This is a genomic window from Mechercharimyces mesophilus (genome assembly GCF_059818345.1).
In genome coordinates, this window is sequence record NZ_JCBAPH010000002.1 from 321,445 (window position 1) to 343,394 (window position 21,950).

Sequence of the window (21,950 nt, forward strand, 5' to 3'; positions counted from 1 at the left end):
CCCTGCACCTCCCTTACATTTGTTCTGAAGAATGATATTCCCGACCATTCTCTATGTATTTCCACATAACAAGGACACCGATCGACAGGATGATGCTACACAATATAGATATCACCAAGATATAGAGAAAAGAGGATTGCGTATTGGTTACTTTTAATTCATCTAGTGATTGAGGGGAGATCATTCTTGGTTGATCTCCTAACTCAGCCAAGTCTAAGCGATAGCGATAATAAGTGTTACTTAATTGATTTTGTTCTTCCTGGTAAGAAAGTAGGTTAATAAAGATGCTTTTATCATCAGGATGCATTTCAGCCTGCTCATTCAGCGTTTCGATGAGTGGATCAAGGTTCTCCATTCGTTCTTCCGTGAGGTTGATCCCCTCTTCAACCAAGCTTTTTCTATCTTCATAGCTTGTTTGTATCAAATTATAATAATAACGTGCTACTTGATCTAAACTTTTCTCAACTTCCTGTGCATCCCTTCCCATCACGGAGACGTAAATCGTCTTTGCATCATGGGAAGTAACTTCCAGTTTCACATTGGTCTTCTCATCGACAGCGCTCTGTAATAATTCTGCTTTTACTACACCCGAATCAGCCAGATCGCTTCTACCTTCTTCACCAATCCAGAAAGTAGCAGATCCTTTGTATTCCGCAGGAAGATAGAGGCTCACACAGACAGCTCCTATCAAAAACAAGCCGAATATTAATAAGAATGCTACTTTTTTCTTCCAAAAAAATGTTGCATAGTGATACAACGAATAAGCTGATTGTTCTTGTCGATCCATCAAACGTTCACCTCGCTAGCAAACATTTCTGTTATTTTACTGTCTAAACAGACCACGATTGGTCCCTTAGTTAGTATAAATAGAGCCATTCAGATTGAAATAGAGGTGAAGACCTCCAAACTTCGGGTGTATCTTATCACATTCTCTTTCACAGAGTCTACTAACTCTCGCAAAACATACAAACATAAAACAAAATCATATAATCCACTCAAAGAAAAACTTATAGTCTCCTTCATGCGTACCCGGGTGATAGCATATTGCGCGGGAGCATACTGATTGGAATAAGCCCACTTCGAAAGATCAAAAAAGTGCTTCCTCGTTAGCAGGGAGCACTTTTATAAGATTGAAAGCATGTTGGATGTATCACCCACTCTGACGCTTCTCCACTGCTTGAGCAACATAGGAAGCTACCTGTGGAGGAAGCGAACCAGGACCAAAACCCGCATCATAACCCAGTTCCAAAGCCATTTCATGATTGATGCGCGGCCCACCACAGATGAAGAGAAATCGTTCACGTACCCCCTCTGCTTCCGCTAACTCCACCAACTCTGTTAGGTTCGTAATATGCACTCCCTTTTGTGTTACTACTTGTGACACGAGAAGCGCATCCGCATTCTTCTCTAATGCTTGTGCTAGTAGCTCTTCGTTCGGCACTTGACTACCCAGATTAAATGCCTCGATTTCCGGATACCGTTCCAGCCCATACTCCCCATTGTATCCTTTCATATTCATAATGGCGTCAATTCCTACAGTATGCGCATCCGTGCCTGTGCAAGCTCCTAGAACGACTAACTTCCGTCCGATACGTTCCTTAATAAAGCGGTTAATCTCATAGAAATTCATGACATCTGTTTCAATCTTGGGAACTTCAATCTGCGAATAATCAATCAGCTCTTCACAACGACCATACACGATGAAGTAAGTAAATGCCTCCCCCAAATCATCCATATGGTAAACTTGTGGCTCGACAAACCCCATCTTCGCCACAAGTTGACGCGCTGCTTCGCGTGCTTCCTCCCCATATGGGACAGGTAAAGTAAAGCTTAGTTGGACAGCTCCATCGTTGGAAGTATCTCCGTACGGCTTGACATTGGTAAAGTCTACTGTCACGAGAGTTGCCCCTCCCTTCTCTTTAGATGAAGCCGCTCACGCAAAATCTCTTCCAGAGGGTTGAAGTAATCAGGTTCTCGCTCCAACACACCGATTAGTCCCCTACCTCCCTCTCGGGGGCGCTTCACATCAGCAAACATCCCTTGCTCCAATGCAGTAAACAGTCCGATTTGCTCCACTTCTTCTAGCATGAGTACCGCTTTTTCTAATACTTCTTGTGCACGCTGTTCAATTTTCCCTCCAGGGCGAAAGGTGATTTCATCGCGTAGATGACGGGCATTACCAAAGATGTACTGTGCGTTTTCGATCGCCAATTTACGGTCATGCATATGGGGCGTATGCATCGCTTCCGTCATCATGCCCAGCAGTTGTATTCCTTGCCCTGTCAAAATACTAACCAAGTTAAACATCGCATCCTGTACATGCCCTTTAAATATATTGCCTGTCATGTGCTTGGTAGGAGGCATATATTTGAGTGGTGCCTGGGGAAACAGCTGACGCGCCAACTGAGCATGAGCAATTTCCAGGAGAAGTCCGTCCTCCATATTGGGGTTAATTTCAAATGCGTGTCCGATCCCCATCTGTTCCGCCGGCAAACCAGATAACAAGGCGAGCTGTTCATTAATAAATTGAGATGCCGTCACCGTATGACTAGACTCCACTGCATCGGCAGTTGTCAGGTAATTATCTTCTCCCGTATTAATTGTAATCCCAGCGAAGGAGTTGATCATGCGGGAAAAAGCTTGATCGATTAAGGTACGTTGCATGTTGATATCGCGGAATAAAATGCCGTAAAGGGCGTCATTAAGCATCATATCCAGTCGCTCCGAAGCCCCCATAGCTGCAATTTCTGGCATACAAAGGCCCGAACAATAATTGCAAAGGTGAATATAGCGATTCAGTTCCTCCCCTACCTCGTCTAACGCAGCGCGCATAATGCGAAAGTTTTCCTGTGTGGCAAATGTTCCTCCATACCCCTCTCTCGTCGCACCATAAGGAACATAATCCAATAAACTCTGACCTGTGCTACGAATAACGGCCACCACATCGGCTCCTTGCCGTGCCGCTGCTTTCCCTTGTACAGCATCTTCATATATATCTCCCGTAGCGACAATCACGTACAAATAGGGGCGCGGACGGTCTCCTACACGGCTAATCCATTCAGAACGACGCTCGCGGTTCTGTTCAATTCGCCCAAGTGCAACCATTGCCAATTTTCTTCCCTGTTCGCGCAACACGCTTTCCTCTAATCGATCCACTTTATTAAGATCCAAGGCCCCAGTGGCTACCTGTTCCGCTACTTGTTGTGCTGATAAATTCGTCTGTACCATCGCCTCTACTAATGGTCCGGCGATCCCCCTCCCTAGTTGTTCTTTATTTTCCATTTTTTCCACCATGATATTGGGCAGTGGTACTCCCTCCGCATCAATGCCGTCCACTCCCAACAAGCGCAACACAGTCCGTTCCACTGCCACCGTCGTCTTGCGCGCCACCAACTCATCCACCTGTCCGGCAATCCGTGCGGCCGCTCGTCGAGCACGCTCCACTAGCGTGTTATCCAGTCGGAACCGTTCTTCCATCTCTCTACCTCCCTCGGTCTTTTCCTTTCACTCTCCTTTGAGCTTCTGTCACGATGACGGATGGCAACCCTAGCTGCCGTGCCACTTCCAATGCTTGCATGGGCATTTCTTCTCCCTCTGTAATCGGTAGCAGACGATAATCCATGTGCATCGCGAGCCTTTCCAACCAATCTTCTTCTTCGTTTGCAGCGGGTGGACCCAGCTCTTCTCTCAACCCCGCTACTCGGTATCGAACCATGTTGGATACCTGCAGAACCTCTTGATAATGAGTAATATGAACCGTCCAATGATCGCGTTTTGTCAGTGCCTGTGTCATGGCCACCGATAATGCGGCTCCTTCTACTGGATTGGTTCCGCGAGCGATCTCATCAAGGAGAAGTAAACCGGCTTCCTTATACGCCAGCACTTCTTTCATTCGCATCACTTCTGCCCCAAAGGTGGATAACCCCTGATCAGTATCTTGTTCATCTCCCATCACAGCTACCATAAAAGGGAGAAGAGGCAACTGGCATTTGACTGCTGGCACAAAAAAGCCATAGTGGGCAAGGGCAACTACTAGCCCGACCGCTTTTAAAAACATGGTTTTCCCACCCATATTGGGCCCTATAATAACAGTCACCCCTGGTAAAAGGGAGAAGTCAAGAGAAGTAGGTTCCCTCCCATGAGCTTTCAGCCTCTCAAGCAGAAGGGGGTGAATAAGTCCATTACAGGTAATGCAATCTTTTGCGTACAAGGGCTTGACTCCATCCCAACTTCTTGCCATTTTTCTGCGGGACCATTGCAAATCCAGATAGGCAACCGCTTCTACCGCTCTCATGATTAAGGAGAGTTGAGGATGGAAGCGGGCGGACAGACCTGCTAGCACCACTTGTTCCGCTTCTTCTTTCTTCCTTTCTGCTTCTTGCCATTCATGCGTGGCGGCTTGCGCTTCCTGACTCCCCGCCAACGCGAAGATCACTTCAAAGACGGTTTCCCGTACCAGTCGCAGACGTGAATCAGTTCGTAGGGTGCTTAGATCAGGATGATCCCTGGAAACAACCCATTCCTTCGTTCCCGTTTGTTTCAGCTGATACGTCTCTTCGACTTCTTTAACCTCTTCTGCTTGTAGATCAAGCCAAATTTTTTTCAAATAAAGGCACTGCTTTTTCCAGTAAGAAAGCTGAGGATCTCCTAGCCCTTCTAGTGAAAAGGTCGGCGTCAGTTTGGTACTCGGGTTTAAGGGACGGAGTAGCGATTCCCAAGGGAGTGTGGCCAGTTTATAGCTAGACGCCACCCTCTCATGCTGTCGTAAGAGTTCCGCTCCGTTCTTTCCCTGCCACAAAAATTGCTTCAACTTAAACCAGTCGCCTATACCGAGGCTTTCTTTGTTTTGCAAGCGGGAAAGGAGATCTTCCACATCAGGAACCTTGGACAACAGCGCCTCTATCCGCTGTTCCCACACCGAATCCTTCCCTGCCGTATCCCAAAGCGCCTGCTGCTCTAACAAAAATTCCTGCCACCGCTTTTCCTCCCCTGGGACAAACGGAACTCCTTCCATCTTGCGCTTTCGCCCCATTGGAGTGAGGGGCCGAAACTGAGACCAAAGAGAAGAGAACCCGATAACATCTGCTGTCTTCTTATCAAGGAACGACTCCATCCTACTCGCTCCCCTCCGCTTGTTCCACTTCTTCATCCCATGTATCGCGCATCACATCGATGACAGGCAAGGTAGGACAAGCACGCTGGACTTCCTGTTTAAAGGGCTCTGCTACAAAAGCATATCCTGCAGGAGCTACTGGATTAATAGCCAGCGCCATGAGGCGAAAGGAGTGCCAATATCCCAAGCGATGTCCCTTACGAAAAAAACGACGCAGTAGAGAGTGAGAGAGGAAACAGCGTGTCGGATCAGAAGCCAATACCGTCAACGGATGCTTTATTTCCATCAAACGTAAGAGCATGCGCTCGGTCAGTACACCCGGAATCGCCAAGCCTTCGCTCTCCGTCTGTGAGATATGCTTCATCACCTGCTCACTATCTAATAACAAGGAGGTATAGGATGTCACTTCTAACTCTTCTCCCCTCACAACAACCACGCGTTTCGTCTCTTCCGCCTGTTCACCCGCTTCTTGCCAAACAGGTTCGCTGATTTTTGGTAAGGAAAACAACTCCACCACCTCTTTGGTTTGGTGGACTACCGTCGCCGATGTACGTCCCATACTTGCTCCCGCTACCAAAATAGCTGCATCGCTGATGAGTGGGTTGGCTGCAGCCTTGCGATCATAAGCACCGTCGATCAGGGTAAGCCTGACTCCCGCCTGTTGAAATAATTCTTTGACCCTGCGTGCTTGCCATCCACCTGTAATTCCGGCCAATTTCACATTTCTCAGCGGACGTAGAGAACGTGCGATCATCACTTGACCTACAGTAGAGAAAAAGGGGAGAGCAGCGATTAACTCCCACTCTCCTCTTGTTTCCTCCAAATAAGGAGCAGCCGTCGCTACCAGTGTGCCAGCAGGTACATAAATAGCTGGCTTCGTACGACCGCTCCACACATCGCGCCTTTCACCATCCACACCCATACTCATCAAACCCAACGAAAGACCATTTTCAGCGCACTTTCTCACCACTGTATTGAGCACTGTCGTTTTTCCTACATTCTTAGCAAGCCCGATCAATGCCAGTGATGTAATCCTCTCTTCTTGAATGATTCGCGTAAGCATCGGTCACCTTACGCTTTCGACAGTTCGGATTCCGTCGCATCCGGTGCTTCTTGTTGCGGACGCCGCGTCTCCCGATCCAATTGTTTGGGCTCAAGGTTGAGACGTTCATCTGCCATGAGAGAGGCAATCCCCGTGGTTTTCCCTTTGGCACGGGCACAGAACTCACACTCTTCCGATTCATGAGGATGATAAGATGCCGGTTCCGGATAGGAGGTAATCACGCCTTCAAAGTTACGCAGGATCGTTTTTTGCGCACTATGTGAAACGACGTAATTGGGGGCGACGGGAATCTTTCCTCCTCCACCGGGCGCATCGACGACAAAGGTTGGAACCGCATACCCAGAAGTATGTCCGCGCAAGTATTCCATGATCTCCAAGCCCTTGGAAATGGGAGCACGAAAATGGCCGATTCCCTCAGATAGATCACATTGATAAAGGTAATACGGACGCACGCGAATCTTCACCAACTCCTGCATCAAGTTCTTCATCAAGTGAGGACAGTCATTGATGCCCGCTAGAATCACCGTCTGATTTCCGAGAGGCACTCCCGCATCGGCTAACATTTCACATGCTCTTTTGGCTTCAGGAGTAAGCTCCTTTTGATGATTGAAGTGGGTATTGAGCCACACAGGGTGGTATTTACGTAAGATTTTGCACAGATTCTCGGTAATTCGTTGTGGGAAGACGACAGGAGCTCTTGTCCCAATACGAATGATCTCAACATGCGGAATCTCACGCAGTTTGCTTAGTAAATATTCCAAAATCTTATCATTGACCAACAGCCCATCTCCACCAGATAATAAAACATCCCTTACCTCCGGCGTATTGCGGATATACTCAATACAAGCGTCCATCTGTTTGCGCGGAACCCCCATCCCGATCTGTCCAGAGAAGCGGCGGCGGGTACAATAGCGGCAATACATGGAGCATTGATTGGTAATCAAAAAGAGAACGCGATCAGGATAACGGTGCGTCAGTCCTGGTGCCGGGGAATCGGTATCTTCTAACAAGGGGTCTTCCATGTCATATTGCGTCTGCAGCAACTCACCGGAGATCGGCACCGATTGCATACGAATCGGATCTTTGGGGTCATCCTCATCCATCAACAAGGCGTAGTAAGGGGTAATGTTGAGAGGAATCGTTTGCTTGGCGATATTAACCCCTTCTTCTTCCTCCGGTGTTAGATTAATCACTTTCTTCAAATCATCCATCTTGCGAATGGTATGGGTCAATTGCCAGAGCCAGTCATTCCACTGTTCCTCGGTTACGTCTTTCCAAAGTTCAACCTCACGCCAATCCCTCATATTACATAGCCCCTTTCGGTTCATTGTTGGCATAACGTTGTGCAAACAACTGCAACAGCCCTTCGTGACGGCGAAGCGTCTCTAACGCCAACTCTGCGTGGCCTTGTGCATATCCGTTGCCGATCATCATGTGCACATCTTTGCCTACTCCCTCCGCCCCTAGAGAAGCAGCGGTAAAACGAACAGCTGTACTGAAAAAATAGACCGTCCCTCCCGTGCGTGTCGCTAAAATAGCTGACAGCTCGGTGTTGGGGACATTCACACAGTTAATCGTAATATCCGCCAACTTTCCTCCTGTCGCTTTCTCCACCTGAGCCAGTACCTCGACAGGATTGGTTGCATCCACCTGCAGTACCAAATCTGCCAATTGGAGATGCTCGATTTGGGCACATGCCTCTGGACTCGTCTCCAGCGCAATCACCCGTCCATCCTGACCCGCCTTGGTTTTAGCCTGATAAAGACTTAAGAGGCCTGACTTGCCACCCGCTCCTAAGATGACCACACATTGTCCAGGAGCAACATGACGTGCCGTTTGTGCCGGAGCTCCACAGACATCCAGCGCAGCAAGCGCAACAGCATCCGGTAAATCAGCTGGTAAACAAGCATACGGTCCACTGGCAAATAGGATTGCCTGCCCTTGTACATCCACCTGCCCAGTCGCCATCTCTACTTTCCCAATCCGTTGTAGATTTAACGGGGTTAACGTAAGCGAGACCAATGTAGCTACACGATCCCCTTCATTTAGAAAGGTTCCAGGAAATTGATCACCCTTTTCGATCACAGTTCCAATAAGCATTCCCCCCGAACCCGTTTCGGGGTTATGCATTTTTCCACGTTCTGCTACAATCTTCTCGATTTTTTTCCTCACCCTGTCTGAATCTCCATTTGCCTCTTGTTTTAGCTGTGTAAAAGAAGCTGAATCAATATTGAGGCGCTCCACATCCAAGAGTAACTCCGATGGGTAGCAAACGGGAGTAGCATCCAGCCTCCAAGCTGGTTGTGGCAGAACTCCTACCGGCTCAATGACACGATGAAGTCCATATCGTTCCCCTTGTTTCATCTCCCTTGCCCCCTCTCCTCCACTTTCTACTTGCACCAAATTAACTTTCACCAATTAATTATTGCAAATTGCGTGCCAATAAAGATTGCGCTCAATCTCTGCTGGAATCCACCAATGTCTGTTTGCAACTGCTGAATATTCGGCACTCCTTTATCTTCATTGGGACGTCATAGGTCTTCCTGGCGTTCTTCTAAGGAAATCTTCCACTTCTTCATCTTGTATTGCAATGTTTGTCTCGGTATGGAGAGAGCGTGTGCAGCTTTCACGATGTTTCCTTGTTGTTTCTTAAGCGCTTGTCGAATCATCTCTTCTTCTAACTGTCGTATCGCCTCACGCAAGGGCAAGTCATCTATCGGCGCGGTAACTTGAAGTACTGGTGGCAGATCCTTTTGTAGCAAATGCTCTGGAAGGTGTTTCAGCGTAATCCACTCCCCTTCCACAACATTCATCGCTCCTTCAATCGCATGCTTTAACTCACGTACGTTTCCGGGCCAGGGATAGTGATTTAAGCATTCTTCCGCTTCTGAGGTCAGCCCACGAATCGTTCTACCGAATTGTTTGTTATATTCTTCGATAAAATAACGGGTTAACAGCGAAAGATCCCCTTTCCGATCCCGCAAAGGAGGCAGGGTAATACGTACCACTTGGATGCGATAATAGAGATCTTCCCTGAGCATTCCCTTCCGTACGCTCTCAGCGGGGTCCACATTGGTCGCCACCAGTAAGCGTACACTGACGGGCCGTACTTTTAGATCCCCCACCCGACGAACCACTCCTTCTTCTAACACGCGGAGCAACTTAGCTTGTAGATCAATCGGCAGCGCATGAATTTCATCCAGAAAGAGGGTTCCGCCATCCGCCAATTCAAAGAGGCCCGGTCGGTCTTCTGCCCCCGTAAATGCTCCTCGAACGGTACCAAACAGCAGTCCTTCCAGCAAAGAGGCAGGGATGGCAGCGCAGTTCTGCGTAATCAACGATTGTTCACTCAAGCGAGAGCGACGGTGAATGAGCTGAATAATCAATTCCTTACCGGTACCCGTCTCGCCTACCACCAATACAGACGATGTGGTTTCTGCCACTTTGTGTGCGCGCGCTATCGCTTGTTGCATCAAACCGCTTTGCGTCATAATGGGGTCCAAACGCGGAGGGGTCTTTTTTGATCCGATTTGAGCACTCCGTGTCCGGATTTCCGTCTGTAGTTCCATCACCTTCTCGGACAAATTTTTCACATGCGTAATATCTTTGGCGACTTCCAGCGCACCAACCAACTCACCTTTTATATAAAGAGGAACCGTTTTGTTAATCGTAACGATTTGCTTGCCGTAACGGTTGGTATACTCCTGCTCTTGATTATGAATCGCCTGACCGCTATCCAGTACTTGCAGAAGTGTGCTTGTTTTTCTGTTGAGAGAGGGAAAAACATCGAGGATATACGCTCCCATCACTTCTTGTACGCTCAGGCCATCCAAGGCGGCAGCGACATCATTGTAAAACAATGTCATCCCCTCTCGATCCACAACATGAATCCCATCGTCGATCCGCTGTAGTACCAGACGGTACAAGGATTCCACCAACTGATGATTCATTCTCATTTATGCCTCCTTCACTGGCCAAAATATCAGCATATACTGCCGAAAAACCGTCACTATGAATCATTCACTATGAGAAAAATAAACCCTGCAATTTTACTAGAGAAGTTTCCCTCCTCTAAGGATTTTCACGATGCACTGGGGCAATCGGGCAATCACTTTTCGTTTCTGCCCATGCTGAATGATCATAGATACAGGTGGGAATGTGAATCCATCTAGTTAAAGAAGTCCATTTATGGAAGCGGGGATTAACATCGTAAACTCAGGTCAAAAAGATCATTCATCCTTTTCCCTCTATGAACGAGGAGTTTCTCCTCTAATTAACAAGTGAACCATAATAAGTAAGAACCTTCTGTTACAAAAATATTCGTATAGCCCTTTACAAGGGTACTGTGCTTAGTGTATATATTATATATAAACAGTTAGCACAGTACCTTCACACACACTACTAAGGAGTGATTTTACTCATGTTTCATCGAAATACGTTTCGTCTTACGCTATCAGAATGTAAAAATAGCTGGATAGCAGGACTCATTACTATAGGACTCCTTGTTTTCGTACTCACCATATCGCTCATCCCGATACTTCTCACTTTTCAACCAGGCTCCTTCGCGGTGTACACTACGTTCTTTCTTGATTTCTGGATTATCGTACTCTGCTTCCTGCCGACCAATCGCAAATGGATGTACTACTCCTTTCCCTCCATCCAGCGAAATGATTCCACACGTGAGCTCATCTTTCTCAATCTCTTTCCCATTCCCAACCAAGTCCTCGTTGGAAGCCGCTATCTCCATTCGATGCTGGTATGGGCCATGGCTTTTGGCATAAGTGGGTTTTTACTCGTCCTCTTCTCATCCAACGTGCCTGCTGCCATGACACTGATCCATCTCACGCTGTCCCTCGCTTCTATCAGCATGATTGCAAGCGGCATATTGCTTTATTTTGAGGTTAATACTTCTCTCAAGAGAACCTTCATTCTCTTGCTTGCCTTTAGTCTTCTGTTCTCCTTATGCACTTCCCTGTTACATCTCATCTTTGACTGGTATTGGATCGATCAATTGTCCCATATGTACGAACATCAGCCCTGGCTCAATCTACTATTTCTGATCGTTGCCTTCTTCCTCTACTATGTCACCTATATCCTCTCCGTAAAAAAATTACGCTCAAGAGACCTTACTATTTAATCGAGAGGAGGATGGAACTTGCTGCTACCGATCCAATTGGATCCTCATTCAGAAGATCCTTACTATGTTCAAATTACTACCCAATTACGGAGCCTCATTGTGAGTGGAACCCTTCCAGCGAATCAGGCGTTGCCATCCATTCGCGCGCTCGCCAAAGATATCTCTTGCAGTGTGATTACCACTAAACGGGCCTATCAAGATTTGGAACAGGAGAAGTTGATCGTCACACGCCGGGGCAGAGGCACCTATGTTGCGGATTATAGTCCCTCCGACCTAGAAAATTTAAAGCAAAATCAACTACACGATTTATTAAAAGAGACACTTGAGCAAGCAAGTCAGCTCGGCTTTACGGAAGAGGAGATAAAAGCCACCTTTCTCACTCTGATTTCTACCAAATAAGCAGAAAAAAGGGTAAATCGCACCACCCTACTTTTCATAGCCATCCATTAAAAAAATCTTTTCACTTGGAGGAATGCATCATGTTTACCATTGATTCTATACGCAAAAAGAGGGGATCGTTTGAACTAGGGCCCATCGATCTTCAATTGGAGCCCGGATTCATCTATGGATTAGTAGGACCCAACCGCTCAGGTAAAACAACCTTTATCGAAACCCTTACGCAGCACCTCAAACCCGAGCACGGAAGCATTCGTCTTGGGGAACAAAACCATGTGGATCATTCCTTAGAATTAAAGAAGAAAATCGCCTATATGCCAGCTGAATTTGAAGGTCCTCCTAATTGGAAAGTAAAAGATTTTTATGCTTTCGGTAAGGAGTGGTACCCAAATTGGAGTGATGAAATCGCACAGTCGCTTTTGGAACCGTTCGAATTGAACATGAAAGAAAAATTTCATTCGCTATCTACCGGAGCCAAGCGGAAGCTACAATTTCTACTAGTCGCCGCTGCCAATAGTCCTATTATGGTTCTCGATGAACCGACCAACGGCGTCGATTTCCAATCAAGAAAAGTGATTCTTGATTACTTAGGGCAGTGGATCGAGGAAGGAGAACGCACCATCATCATAACGACCCATCACCTCAACGAAATTGAAAAGATGGCCGATTATATCATCTTGTTAAACAAGGGGAGAATGGTGGGTCCGTTTGAGAAAGATGAATTCCGTTCTGACTGGAAACGAATCTGGTTAAAAACCACTCCCGAAATGAATGTACCCGGTGTTGTCTATCGTAGTACGGAATCTCCCTTTCATGTAATCAGCAAGCGAGCAAATACCACCTTGGCGCACTTCAAACTAACGGGAGTAGAAGTAATCGACGTACAATCACTTGAGATGGAGGAAATCTTCTCTCATCTAGTGAGTTAGTGTCTTTAGACGCTTAATACGATCTGTAAGAGGAAAAATGACCCGCTTATCCTTTGTCAGAAGGGCGGGTCATTTCTTATGATTTAATGACTGATACGCTCTCTCGTAGCTTTTTGATCGTATCAATAAGTTCTGAAATTTTCATGCTCTAATCCTTTAATTGAACAAGTTAGGATCTACTTAATTGTAAAGTTGGCTGTTTCCAAAATTATGATTTTCTAGATGTAAGTTTCTAGGTATTAACTTTTGACATATAACCTTTCGGTGTTATAATTTATATGAAACCAATAGGTTAAAGGAGGTTAAAAGAATGAGTCAAAATCAGACGGTACCAGAAATTAAAAAACAGGTTATATTTAATGCCCCTGTGAGGAAGGTATGGCAAGCAATATCTACTTCAGAGGGAATTGCTGACTGGTTTATGCCAAATGACTTTAAAGCAGTTGAGGGTCATGAGTTTTATCTTGAAACTCCCTTTGAAACATCCTCATGTAAAGTATTAACGGTCAATCCTCCAAAAGAACTTTCCTTCTCCTGGGGAAAACAAGGCTGGGTGATACATTTTCTATTAGAAGAGGTTGAGGAGAAAACTCAGTTCACGTTGATTCATACTGGTTGGGGTCATCCGGATGAGAAGATGCACCCTACAGACAAGACACAGCTGGATACACGCAATACCATGGACAACGGCTGGGACAGCATAGTAAACGAAAGATTGCGTAAGGTTGTAGAGGAATAATGACTGCAGTACCTAAACATGATGTTTATCAAGCTATAGCTGATCCCTCAAGAAGGAAAATGCTGATGCTACTCGCTAAAGATGAATGTTCTATAAAAGAGATTAGCGGGCATTTTACAATCAGTAGGACGGCGATTGTAAAGCATTTAAACATTCTATCAGATGCAAATCTGGTAAGTAACCGCAAATCAGGACGAGAAAAAATTTACTCTCTTCAACCTGAACAGCTATTAGAAGTAAAAGAGTGGGTCTCCTACTTCGAGCAATTCTGGGATAATAAGCTTTCTATTCTACAGCATTTGGTTGAGGGGGATTTTGAGAACTAGACTGAAGGATGCTTGGCAAATGTGCCAAGTACCTTTTTTTATCTTTATCTATTCAAGATTTATTTAATTTTTTTCAGATAGTACATAAATGTTTACAAAAAAAGTTACCACTCCCGAACAACCAAGTAGGATAAACACGACTATCGGAACCAACTTCAATCTTATAGGAGGTTTTTCCGAAAATATAGCGTATTATGCAATTCCTCATCGTTTTCTAACTATGAATCTAAACCTATTTTTTCAAACTATGATATTCGCACTTACATAATTTTTATTTCCACATATTTATATAATGAGTACAAGGAAAGGGGGAAACGAAATGAGTGGTAGATGTGGAAGTAGATGTGGATTTCCTGGTATTGGTTTACTGTGCTTCATACTCCTCGTAGCAGTTATATTCGCTTTCTGTAGGGGCGGAGCTTACTACTAAAATATAAGCGGTTTTCTCGATCTCCTCGATGAAAAGAGGAGATCGAAAAAACCACTCACATTCCTCTACGAAAAAACCCATCTCGGGCCACAAGAGATGGGTTTTACATTTAGCGGGAAATTTTCAGTGCTACTCATCCGATCACTTTTAGTCTTGTCTCCATTTAAAACGAGCTTAGTAGAAGGATTAAATATGGGGGAGGAGAAACGATCTCGTTAACAAATGTCAAGGGTATGGGATATCATTGAAAAAATTCATTGTATGTAAGTAAAATATGGAGTGAACAATTAACACAGGAAATTTCGCTAGAACATATTGACTTTGTCACCGTGATAAGGTCTAGAATAAAAAATAATCTCGATTCATCAGCAATATCAGTAACAGTCAAAGATGTCCTAGCGCCTAGCATGTTTTTGGATGAATGAACAATAAAAAATATATAAAGGCGGTGATGCTAGTGTTTAGAATAGGAGAATTCTCAAAGTTATCAAGGGTGTCTACACGTATGCTAAGACACTATGATAAATTGGGGCTTTTTTGTCCTGCGGAAATCGACCGATATACAGGATACCGTCTATATAGCGCATTTCAAATCCCTTTGTTAAATCGTATCGTCGAGCTTCGTGATATGGGTTTTTCTGTGAATGAGATGAATGAGATCATTGATAAATATGATAATAAAGCATTTTTACATGCAGTTCTTAATTCAAAGTTAAATCAAGTTAGAGATAACATTGATGTTGAACACCTCAAACATGAAAGACTAATTAAGGCCCTGAATAAGCTAAAGGAGGATAGTATGAAATATATAGTTGAATTAAAGAAAATATCATCGATTAATGTACTATCACTAAAAAGAGTCATTACTAATTACAGCAAAGAAGATGAACTATGGAAACAACTAAATTCTTTTTGTTCGGAAAAGGGTGTTAAAACAAAGAATAACTGCATTTATTCTATCTATTATGATGATGAACATAAAGAGCATGAAGTTGAAATTGAAGTTGCTGTCCCTATAGAAAAATTGCTTGAAGACCAAAACGGGTTTACTTATAAAGAGTTACCAGAAATACCCTACGCAGCAACCATTAAATACACTGGCGCTTACGAAAACATTGTGCCTGCAATGACTGCACTTGCAGAATGGATAGAACAAAATAATTATAAAATAACTGGCCATACAAGAGGTTGTGGTATAAAACATCCTGGAAATGAAGAGAATTCAAATAATTTCGTTACAGAGATTCAAATTCCAGTACATAAAAAAGAGAGATAAAACTTGAAATGAGTCATCAAAAAGGATACTTTCCTGATCAAAGAAGAGCTGTTAATGAGAATTTTTAAGTATGCTGAACGGCACAATACAGCTACAAGAATAACTGGCGATTGTTCACTAATCAAATCGCTATCATCAAAAGGAGATTGGAATTAGATCCTTTATAAAGCAGAATATAATATTTAGCCTTTAGATGAATATAAATAATCATATTTTTAAAACCCCTTATCATCGGATAAGGGGTTTTCTCTCTAAGCTTATCTTTTATGTGCTACTTGGCTCTGCCTCTTCTCTAACATCTGTAGAATATAAATCACTTTCGAGTGGAGATGACGCCAAGATACCAAAGGATAAGATGACGGCTACAAGGATTAGTTTAAATGATTTCATCGAACAACGGATCCTCCTTTATTTCTTTCTGTGTTTCAAGCATATTCTCTATCTCGGCGGACAATTCCTTTGAGCCTGTTTTTTGGAGAGATTGAATGATACGGAAAAGAATAGAGTGTTTCTTCCGTTTGAAGTCTAAATGATCCGTAATGCTTAATGCTTGGCGATAAAAAGCAACAGCATCACCATGTCTTTCTAATGAAGCTTGAAGGTCTCCCATAAAAGCTAGAGCATCCAACAAATATACATCAGCATGCTGTTCCTTTCCAATCGCAATAGCTTTTCGTAAATATTCCTCTGCTATATCCGTCTCACCTTTTCGCATATGAAGAATACCTTTTTTGGTTAGGGTCGATACAAAATAATATTGGCTACTAATTAGTTTCTCAAGAGAAAGTGCATGACTCAAGCAGATTTCTGCGCTGGACAAATCGTTAATGCGTAAGTAAACACTGCCCAGTGCATCCCATAGATGAAGAATGCGATTATATTCCGTAGTGAGTCGAGCCCGCTGAATTCCCTCGAGCCCCACCTCCAGAGCTTCGTCAACATATCCTGTTTTACGAAGTAAAATGACTTTCAAATGATACAAATGTAGCAGTAGTTCTGGTTTTTTGATTTCTTCTTTCCTCTCCCAAACATCATTTAGTATGGAGAAAGCCTCTCCGATCCGATTCAGCTTCTCTAGGTAAGCAATTTTGTTAACAACTAAGACATCAAAAGCATGCATTCGCTTCCCATCTGGGTTATATGTCTCCAGACCCTTGTTAGCGTACTCAACTGCCTCTGTTAGATTGTTTTTGAAATAGGACACCAAACTCAGTTCATTGTAAGCATCCACATGAATATTGTTGTGATTTTGTTCGGATAAGCGAATAGCATTCAATAGTTCCTTTTCTGCTTTGGACCATTTCTTTCTCTTTACATTTAGCCGGCCACGTATGTAAAAGAGAAGAGAGGCTAGAGGATGCTCTGTACTCACTCCATCAAAATCTTCAAGCATTTTTTCTGCTTCCATATGGTTTTGCTGGTCAAGAAGAGATTCAATTGATGTAAGTTTGAGTTCGAGAAAGCCTAACTCCTTCTCAACACCTGACATCCTAATTTTCAAGTCATTCTCATTGATCTCGAGTTTGTCCATAAGGTATTCAACCTTTGCTGGAAGCACATGAGGAACCCCACGCTCAATATTGGACACCGTTGCCGGCGAAATATTATTATCTGCAATATCTTCTAGGCGCAATCCTTTTTCTTTTCGAATTCGCCTAAGAATTTCACCTACTTCTTTTGAATGGTTTCCTAACATTTTCAATCCTCCTAACAAATGCATACTTGGCTACTATTATATATGATTGACTCGAACATGCAATGGATATTTTCATTTGATTCATATTTATAAAAAGAGAGCCGGGGAGGATAGTCCCTTTCTGGCTCTCTCAACGTGAGTTTGATAATAGTATATTCATTCCTATTTTACGAAGTGTTATCCTCCAGATGGATCAACTATCCGGAGGATTTAAAAAAAGAGATTTTTTATAGAATCCATCCCTTCTTTCTCATCATGAGAATGTTAAGTGAACTATACCGACATTGATACCCTATCAGATTACTCTCCTAAGATGTCTGTGAAGCGCTGTTTTCAATATATGTAGCGTCTCGCAAACCCCTAGATTAAGGTCCTTCATCAAGAAATGAGCCATCTTTATTTTCTGCTCATCCATCTTCCGTGTCCGACTGCCAAGTTTACCTCGTTGACTTGCTACTACCAAACCTGCATGCGTTCGCTCACTCGCGGATGATCTCCCGTTCAATTTCAGAAAGAGATTTAAATACATGGAAGATCAGTTTCCCTCCACTGATCCCCCTCTCTCTTCTCTTTTATTGTCTCATAATCCAAGAGTATAGATGCTTTGAATTTGATACCGAGTTTTGAGACGGAAGAAATGCGGGTTTGAGCAAGCAACCCTCCCCCTGCGATGATAGTCTCAAAAAGAATCGTTTTTGAGACCCCTCCAACGGTTGAATTAGCGATTAACTGATTGATAACCCAAATACAAGTGCTATGTAGTACAATAGCAAGAATGCTACTATAAGCCCAACCACTATAGCAATTTTTTTCAAATATTCCTACCTCCTTTATCTTTAATCACTTCCAACTTCACCTACTTCTAAGTGATGTAAAACATAACCTTTAAAGCTTCCCAAATTAATGGAGAAGTCTCAAAAACAACTTCATGATAACCAACGTTAGAACATGGTTTCCAAACGCGAAAGGATTCTGCCAATCTACCCGATGAAATCGTATACTTTTTCAAACGCACGCATGCAAAAGCCTTCTCCGAAAAAGGAGAAGGCTTTGACGGACCCCCGACGGCCCGTTATGGATTATATCAGAAACGTTCCCTACCCTTCATCTAGACAGTCTGGACAGTTTCTACGCCATCTTCTGTAACATTACTTTGCTCATTTTTTGTTACTTTTCTCACATACGGGATCTTCGCTCTGATTAATCCATTTGATCCTTCCCATAGAATCAGAAGGAAAACTAACTGAGAAGCCATTCTTCTGATAAAATCGACGGAGCTGAGAAAATCGTTCATCACCAACTAAATCCCCAGTAATTGTATTGATTCCTCTCTCCTTCGCCATAGAAATTAGTTGATTCAAGAGAACTGAGCCATCACCTTTACCCTCATATTTCACTCGGATATCATCGATATGGAAAGAGTTATTCGCTTCTTCAAACGTGGCATCTAAAACATTGTTGTGCCAAAAGGCTAAAAGATCCTCATATGGTCTAAGTAATCGAATTGTAATATTTTCACTATCATCTGTTATAACTACGATTCCGATGGAGTCATTTAACTTCTTCATCAAAAGATAATCAACTGATGTTTCTATTACTTCAATAGTTTCTTTTAGCCATTTCTCTTTTCTTTCAATTTTTTTTTGCTTCAGAATCTGTTTTCGTTTTAAATCCAATTCTTTTCTTCGTTTCAGCTCTTCCTCCTGTTTAATCTTCTTCCTTTTCCGAACCCAGTGAAACATAAATTAGCATCCCTTCTAACTCCATTTGTAGCTATTATATATGGGGTTGCCTGAACCTGCGAGAGGATCTTTCGTCCTAATATCCATATTTTATAAAGTGAATAGCGAGAGATTTTCTTCGTTTTCTGTAAAGAAAGTGGCCCTTTTCATCAGCTTTTTCATAACCGAATTCATATTCTGTAATGAAAATTCCCTCCGAAACAAGCACATACTCTCCCTCCGAACGATTCATGTTACGGGACAGAACAACTCTACTCAGCCCCTTCCCTTACTTCCTTCGAAAAAGCTGTGACACATCCCACTCAAAAGAGGATTTTTAAAAAGAAGGACGAACTTTTCGGTTAAAGGACTTAGAGATCAAATATGTAGGAAAAACAATATTTCCCTGAACTATAACTATGCTCTTAATTGGGTTAAGGAGAGGATCACATTGAAGAGATCAGTTGTCAGAAGAATAATTCTTATTAGTTTGACTCTGCTTCTTTGTCTACCACTCACCGCCTTTTCTGCTTCCTCGGAGGCAACATGCCAGGACCTGCTCCATCCCTCTTCTCTTGATCACCCGTCTATTGTAACTGCCCCTCCCTCATCCCCTTGTTTCGCCTCCTCCTCTCTTAAAAACGAGACAAAGCCGACATTTAAAGAGAATAACCACCAGCCTTTTGGAATGCCGGATCATTATGTAGAAAATGCTCGCCAATATATTGAAAAGCTCTCTGAAGAAGATTTTCAAGGAGCACGTCGTTCTTTCACACCCGCTCTCCGAAAAAGCCTCTCAGAAGAGCAGCTAGAAGAGTTGTGGAATTCCTATCTTATCAGTTACGGCACCTTTAAAGAGATTAGTCATGTACAGGTAAGTGATCAAAATCAGGTTCATACCAATGTGAACGTTTATATAGCTTTTGAGAATGGAACACTCCCGCTCACCCTGCGACTAAAGCGATCCGGCAAAATCAATGACTACTTTTTTAACTTCTCTTCTATCAACATCGTTGGTCCACCTTCCTATAGTGACCCTGCCTCTTTCACAGAAACAGAAGTCGTGATTGGTAGAGGAAAGTTTACCCTTCCTGCGACACTAACCGTCCCTAAAGGAAAAGGTTCCTTCCCTGCGATTGTGCTTGTTCACGGCTCCGGACTTGCTGATCGTGATGAAACCGCTGCAGCCCTGAAACCTTTTCGCGATCTCGCTGAAGGACTTTCCTCTAAAGGCATTGCCGTGCTCCGTTATAACAAACGAACGTACGAACACTATCAAAAGGCGCTTTGGGATCCCGGACACACTGTCGATAAAGAAACCACCAACGACGCTCTACTGGCCGCTCGCTTTCTTCAGCGTCAAAAGAAAGTTGATCGCAATCGCATCTATATCATCGGCCACAGTCAAGGCGGGATGATGATTCCACAAATGATCAACAAAGATAAACATCAAGTCATCGCAGGTGCCATTGCCATGGGAGCACCCGCACGTACCTTCCAAGATACGACGTTAGACCAAATGGACTATCTCTACGAAATAGGCAAGATATCAAGAGAACAGTATTTATTCAACACCACCCAATTGGAGATGTTAAACGACCCCGATTTTAATGGTGAAGATCCTCCTGATGGTTTTTCCCTTCTGCCTCACCCTATTTATTGGGATTCCATCAATGACATTAAAGCGGCTGAGATGGCTAAGATACAAAGCCGACCTCTCCTCCTTTTACAAGGGGAACGCGATTATCAGGTTCGAGCAGATATCGAGATTCCCATCTGGCAGGAAGAGCTAGTGGCACGCGATAATGTGGACTATCGTCTCTATTCAAAGTTAAATCACTTTTTCACAGAAGGCGAAGGGGAATTAAGTACACCAGATGAGTACACGATCCCCGCTAATATTCCCGAGTATGTCATTACAGATATTGTAGAGTGGATTGAAGGAAATCCCCAGTAAACGAGACAAAAATCAAAGTTTGAAGGGCTGGGATATGGTGTATTGTTCCAGCCTTTCTAACTTCCAGGTCTATAGTAGAAAAAGTTCGCGCGAAGGATGGGAAAGTGCTCCCCTCTTGCTCGGAGAGATGTTCTTATCCTTATATATCTAACAAAACATTCCCTCTTTTTCGTCCAGTTTCTACATGCCTGTGTGCTTCTGCTGCATCCTGTAGCGAAAAGTGCTTATCGATTACAGGCTTTAACTCTCCTTCCTCCGCAATGGATCGAATGAACGAGAGGTCTTTTGCCTTTTCACCAGCTTCTCTTAACCCAGTAGCAGCAAATTTCGCTCTTTTACTTCCCACTTTTGAAGTCCACCACATCTGTGGATAAATTCCCAAAGTTAGTGTGGGAGAGAGATAGATTCCTTGGTGCTTGAGTAATTTCTTGCAACGAGCGTACGAACTCTTACCTACTGCATCAAAAATAATGTCATAGGAATCTTTTTGTTCGGTAAAGTCCTTTTTTGTGTAGTCAATCACGACATCCGCCCCAAGCGATTGAACCAATGCAACATTTCTGGTACTGCATACCCCTGTCACTTTTGCTCCGAAGTACTTGGCAAGTTGAACAGCTGAAGCACCTACCGTTCCCGATGCACCATTGATCAACACATGTTGCCCCTTCTCTATTTCTCCCTCATCTCGGAGAAAAGGTAGTGCTGTTAACGCCCCTTCACACACAGCCGCAGCTTCCGCATGAGTCAGACTTTCCGGTTTGCATGCTATCGCCCCTTCTTCCGGTAGACAAATGTACTCGGCATGTGCGCCAAAATTAGCCCCACTAGAAGCAAATACCTGATCCCCTTTTCGAAAACGTGTAACCTTACTACCAACAGCCTCAATTTCGCCAGCAAACTCTGTTCCAAGAATCGTAACCTTTGGCTTTACTAGCCCCGAAAAGAAACGAATAATGAAAGGGTCCGCTTTACGAAAAGCACAGTCTGCAGTCGTTACGACAGCGGCAATCACTCGGATGAGCACTTCATTCTCCTTTACAGTCGGCTTTTCAACTTCACCCAGGTGAAGCACATCGGGTGATCCATATCTTGAGAACGTACTAACTCGCATCCTTCTTTCCTCCTATTCTTGATTCCCATTCTACAAAGGACAAGACAAGTGCCTCA

General features: G+C 43.8%; 19 protein-coding genes. 7 read left to right on the forward strand and 12 right to left on the reverse strand.

Translation table 11 applies throughout. The annotated features are described in order from the left end of the window. Positions 1–13: 13 nt before the first annotated feature. The 8 genes from AC6RGY_RS09215 to AC6RGY_RS09250 form a co-directional block, all read right to left on the reverse strand. Positions 14–787 carry a hypothetical protein gene (locus AC6RGY_RS09215; protein ID WP_499862180.1) on the reverse strand — a complete coding sequence of 258 codons (774 nt, stop codon included), beginning with the start codon at positions 785–787 and terminating at the stop codon, positions 14–16. A gap of 363 nt (positions 788–1,150) precedes the next feature. Continuing rightward, positions 1,151–1,897: a lysine 5,6-aminomutase subunit beta gene (gene kamE, locus AC6RGY_RS09220; protein ID WP_499862183.1), complete on the reverse strand. Its 747-nt coding sequence runs from the start codon at positions 1,895–1,897 to the stop codon at positions 1,151–1,153. After that, entirely contained in the window at positions 1,894–3,477 is a 1,584-nt protein-coding gene (gene kamD, locus AC6RGY_RS09225; protein ID WP_499862187.1) for a lysine 5,6-aminomutase subunit alpha, read from the reverse strand. The genes kamE and kamD overlap by 4 nt, the downstream gene beginning before the upstream one ends. A gap of 4 nt (positions 3,478–3,481) precedes the next feature. Next, a complete protein-coding gene (gene kamC, locus AC6RGY_RS09230) occupies positions 3,482–5,113 on the reverse strand; it encodes a lysine 5,6-aminomutase reactivase ATPase KamC (RefSeq protein ID WP_499862191.1) in 1,632 nt (543 codons plus the stop codon). Position 5,114: 1 nt separating this feature from the next. After that, positions 5,115–6,176: a lysine 5,6-aminomutase reactivase subunit KamB gene (gene kamB, locus AC6RGY_RS09235; protein ID WP_499862195.1), complete on the reverse strand. Its 1,062-nt coding sequence runs from the start codon at positions 6,174–6,176 to the stop codon at positions 5,115–5,117. Between the two features lie 8 nt (positions 6,177–6,184). Next, positions 6,185–7,480, reverse strand: coding sequence for a lysine 2,3-aminomutase (gene kamA, locus AC6RGY_RS09240; protein WP_499862198.1), 1,296 nt, complete (start codon positions 7,478–7,480; stop codon positions 6,185–6,187). A gap of 1 nt (position 7,481) precedes the next feature. After that, positions 7,482–8,540 carry an L-erythro-3,5-diaminohexanoate dehydrogenase gene (gene kdd, locus AC6RGY_RS09245; RefSeq protein WP_499862203.1) on the reverse strand — a complete coding sequence of 353 codons (1,059 nt, stop codon included), beginning with the start codon at positions 8,538–8,540 and terminating at the stop codon, positions 7,482–7,484. 167 nt (positions 8,541–8,707) lie between these two features. Beyond that, positions 8,708–10,126: a sigma-54 interaction domain-containing protein gene (locus tag AC6RGY_RS09250; RefSeq protein ID WP_499862208.1), complete on the reverse strand. Its 1,419-nt coding sequence runs from the start codon at positions 10,124–10,126 to the stop codon at positions 8,708–8,710. A 470-nt stretch (positions 10,127–10,596) separates the two neighbouring features. Between AC6RGY_RS09250 and AC6RGY_RS09255 the strand changes: the two genes are divergently transcribed. The 6 genes from AC6RGY_RS09255 (at position 10,597) to AC6RGY_RS09280 (ending at position 15,409) form a co-directional block, all read left to right on the forward strand. Then, a complete protein-coding gene (locus AC6RGY_RS09255; RefSeq protein WP_499862212.1) occupies positions 10,597–11,313 on the forward strand; it encodes a hypothetical protein in 717 nt (238 codons plus the stop codon). Positions 11,314–11,331: 18 nt separating this feature from the next. Then, on the forward strand, positions 11,332–11,712 hold the full coding sequence (locus AC6RGY_RS09260) for a GntR family transcriptional regulator (RefSeq protein ID WP_499862217.1): 381 nt from the start codon (positions 11,332–11,334) through the stop codon (positions 11,710–11,712). Positions 11,713–11,792: 80 nt separating this feature from the next. Further along, the gene (locus AC6RGY_RS09265; RefSeq protein ID WP_499862220.1) at positions 11,793–12,638 is read left to right on the forward strand and encodes an ATP-binding cassette domain-containing protein; all 846 of its coding nucleotides are present in this window, start codon (positions 11,793–11,795) and stop codon (positions 12,636–12,638) included. A 310-nt stretch (positions 12,639–12,948) separates the two neighbouring features. Next, a complete protein-coding gene (locus AC6RGY_RS09270) occupies positions 12,949–13,377 on the forward strand; it encodes an SRPBCC family protein (RefSeq protein WP_499862225.1) in 429 nt (142 codons plus the stop codon). Next, positions 13,377–13,703, forward strand: coding sequence for an ArsR/SmtB family transcription factor (locus AC6RGY_RS09275; RefSeq protein ID WP_499862229.1), 327 nt, complete (start codon positions 13,377–13,379; stop codon positions 13,701–13,703). The genes AC6RGY_RS09270 and AC6RGY_RS09275 overlap by 1 nt, the downstream gene beginning before the upstream one ends. A gap of 881 nt (positions 13,704–14,584) precedes the next feature. Then, entirely contained in the window at positions 14,585–15,409 is an 825-nt protein-coding gene (locus AC6RGY_RS09280; protein ID WP_499862467.1) for a MerR family transcriptional regulator, read from the forward strand. Positions 15,410–15,673: 264 nt separating this feature from the next. Here the strand turns inward: AC6RGY_RS09280 and AC6RGY_RS09285 are convergent, their stop codons facing one another. The 3 genes from AC6RGY_RS09285 to AC6RGY_RS09295 form a co-directional block, all read right to left on the reverse strand. Continuing rightward, on the reverse strand, positions 15,674–15,799 hold the full coding sequence (locus AC6RGY_RS09285; protein WP_499862231.1) for a hypothetical protein: 126 nt from the start codon (positions 15,797–15,799) through the stop codon (positions 15,674–15,676). Next, complete coding sequence (locus tag AC6RGY_RS09290) at positions 15,786–17,105, reverse strand: helix-turn-helix domain-containing protein (RefSeq protein ID WP_499862233.1); 1,320 nt, start codon at positions 17,103–17,105, stop codon at positions 15,786–15,788. Before AC6RGY_RS09290 ends, AC6RGY_RS09285 begins: the two co-directional genes overlap by 14 nt. A 1,157-nt stretch (positions 17,106–18,262) precedes the next feature. Continuing rightward, a complete protein-coding gene (locus AC6RGY_RS09295; protein ID WP_499862235.1) occupies positions 18,263–18,847 on the reverse strand; it encodes a GNAT family N-acetyltransferase in 585 nt (194 codons plus the stop codon). A gap of 424 nt (positions 18,848–19,271) precedes the next feature. Here AC6RGY_RS09295 and AC6RGY_RS09300 point away from each other — a divergent pair, with 424 nt between their 5' ends. Beyond that, positions 19,272–20,783 carry an alpha/beta hydrolase gene (locus AC6RGY_RS09300; protein WP_499862469.1) on the forward strand — a complete coding sequence of 504 codons (1,512 nt, stop codon included), beginning with the start codon at positions 19,272–19,274 and terminating at the stop codon, positions 20,781–20,783. A gap of 139 nt (positions 20,784–20,922) precedes the next feature. On the opposite strand, the gene AC6RGY_RS09305 is transcribed toward AC6RGY_RS09300, so the two are convergent. After that, entirely contained in the window at positions 20,923–21,894 is a 972-nt protein-coding gene (locus AC6RGY_RS09305) for an NAD(P)-dependent alcohol dehydrogenase (RefSeq protein WP_499862237.1), read from the reverse strand. Positions 21,895–21,950 lie beyond the last annotated feature (56 nt).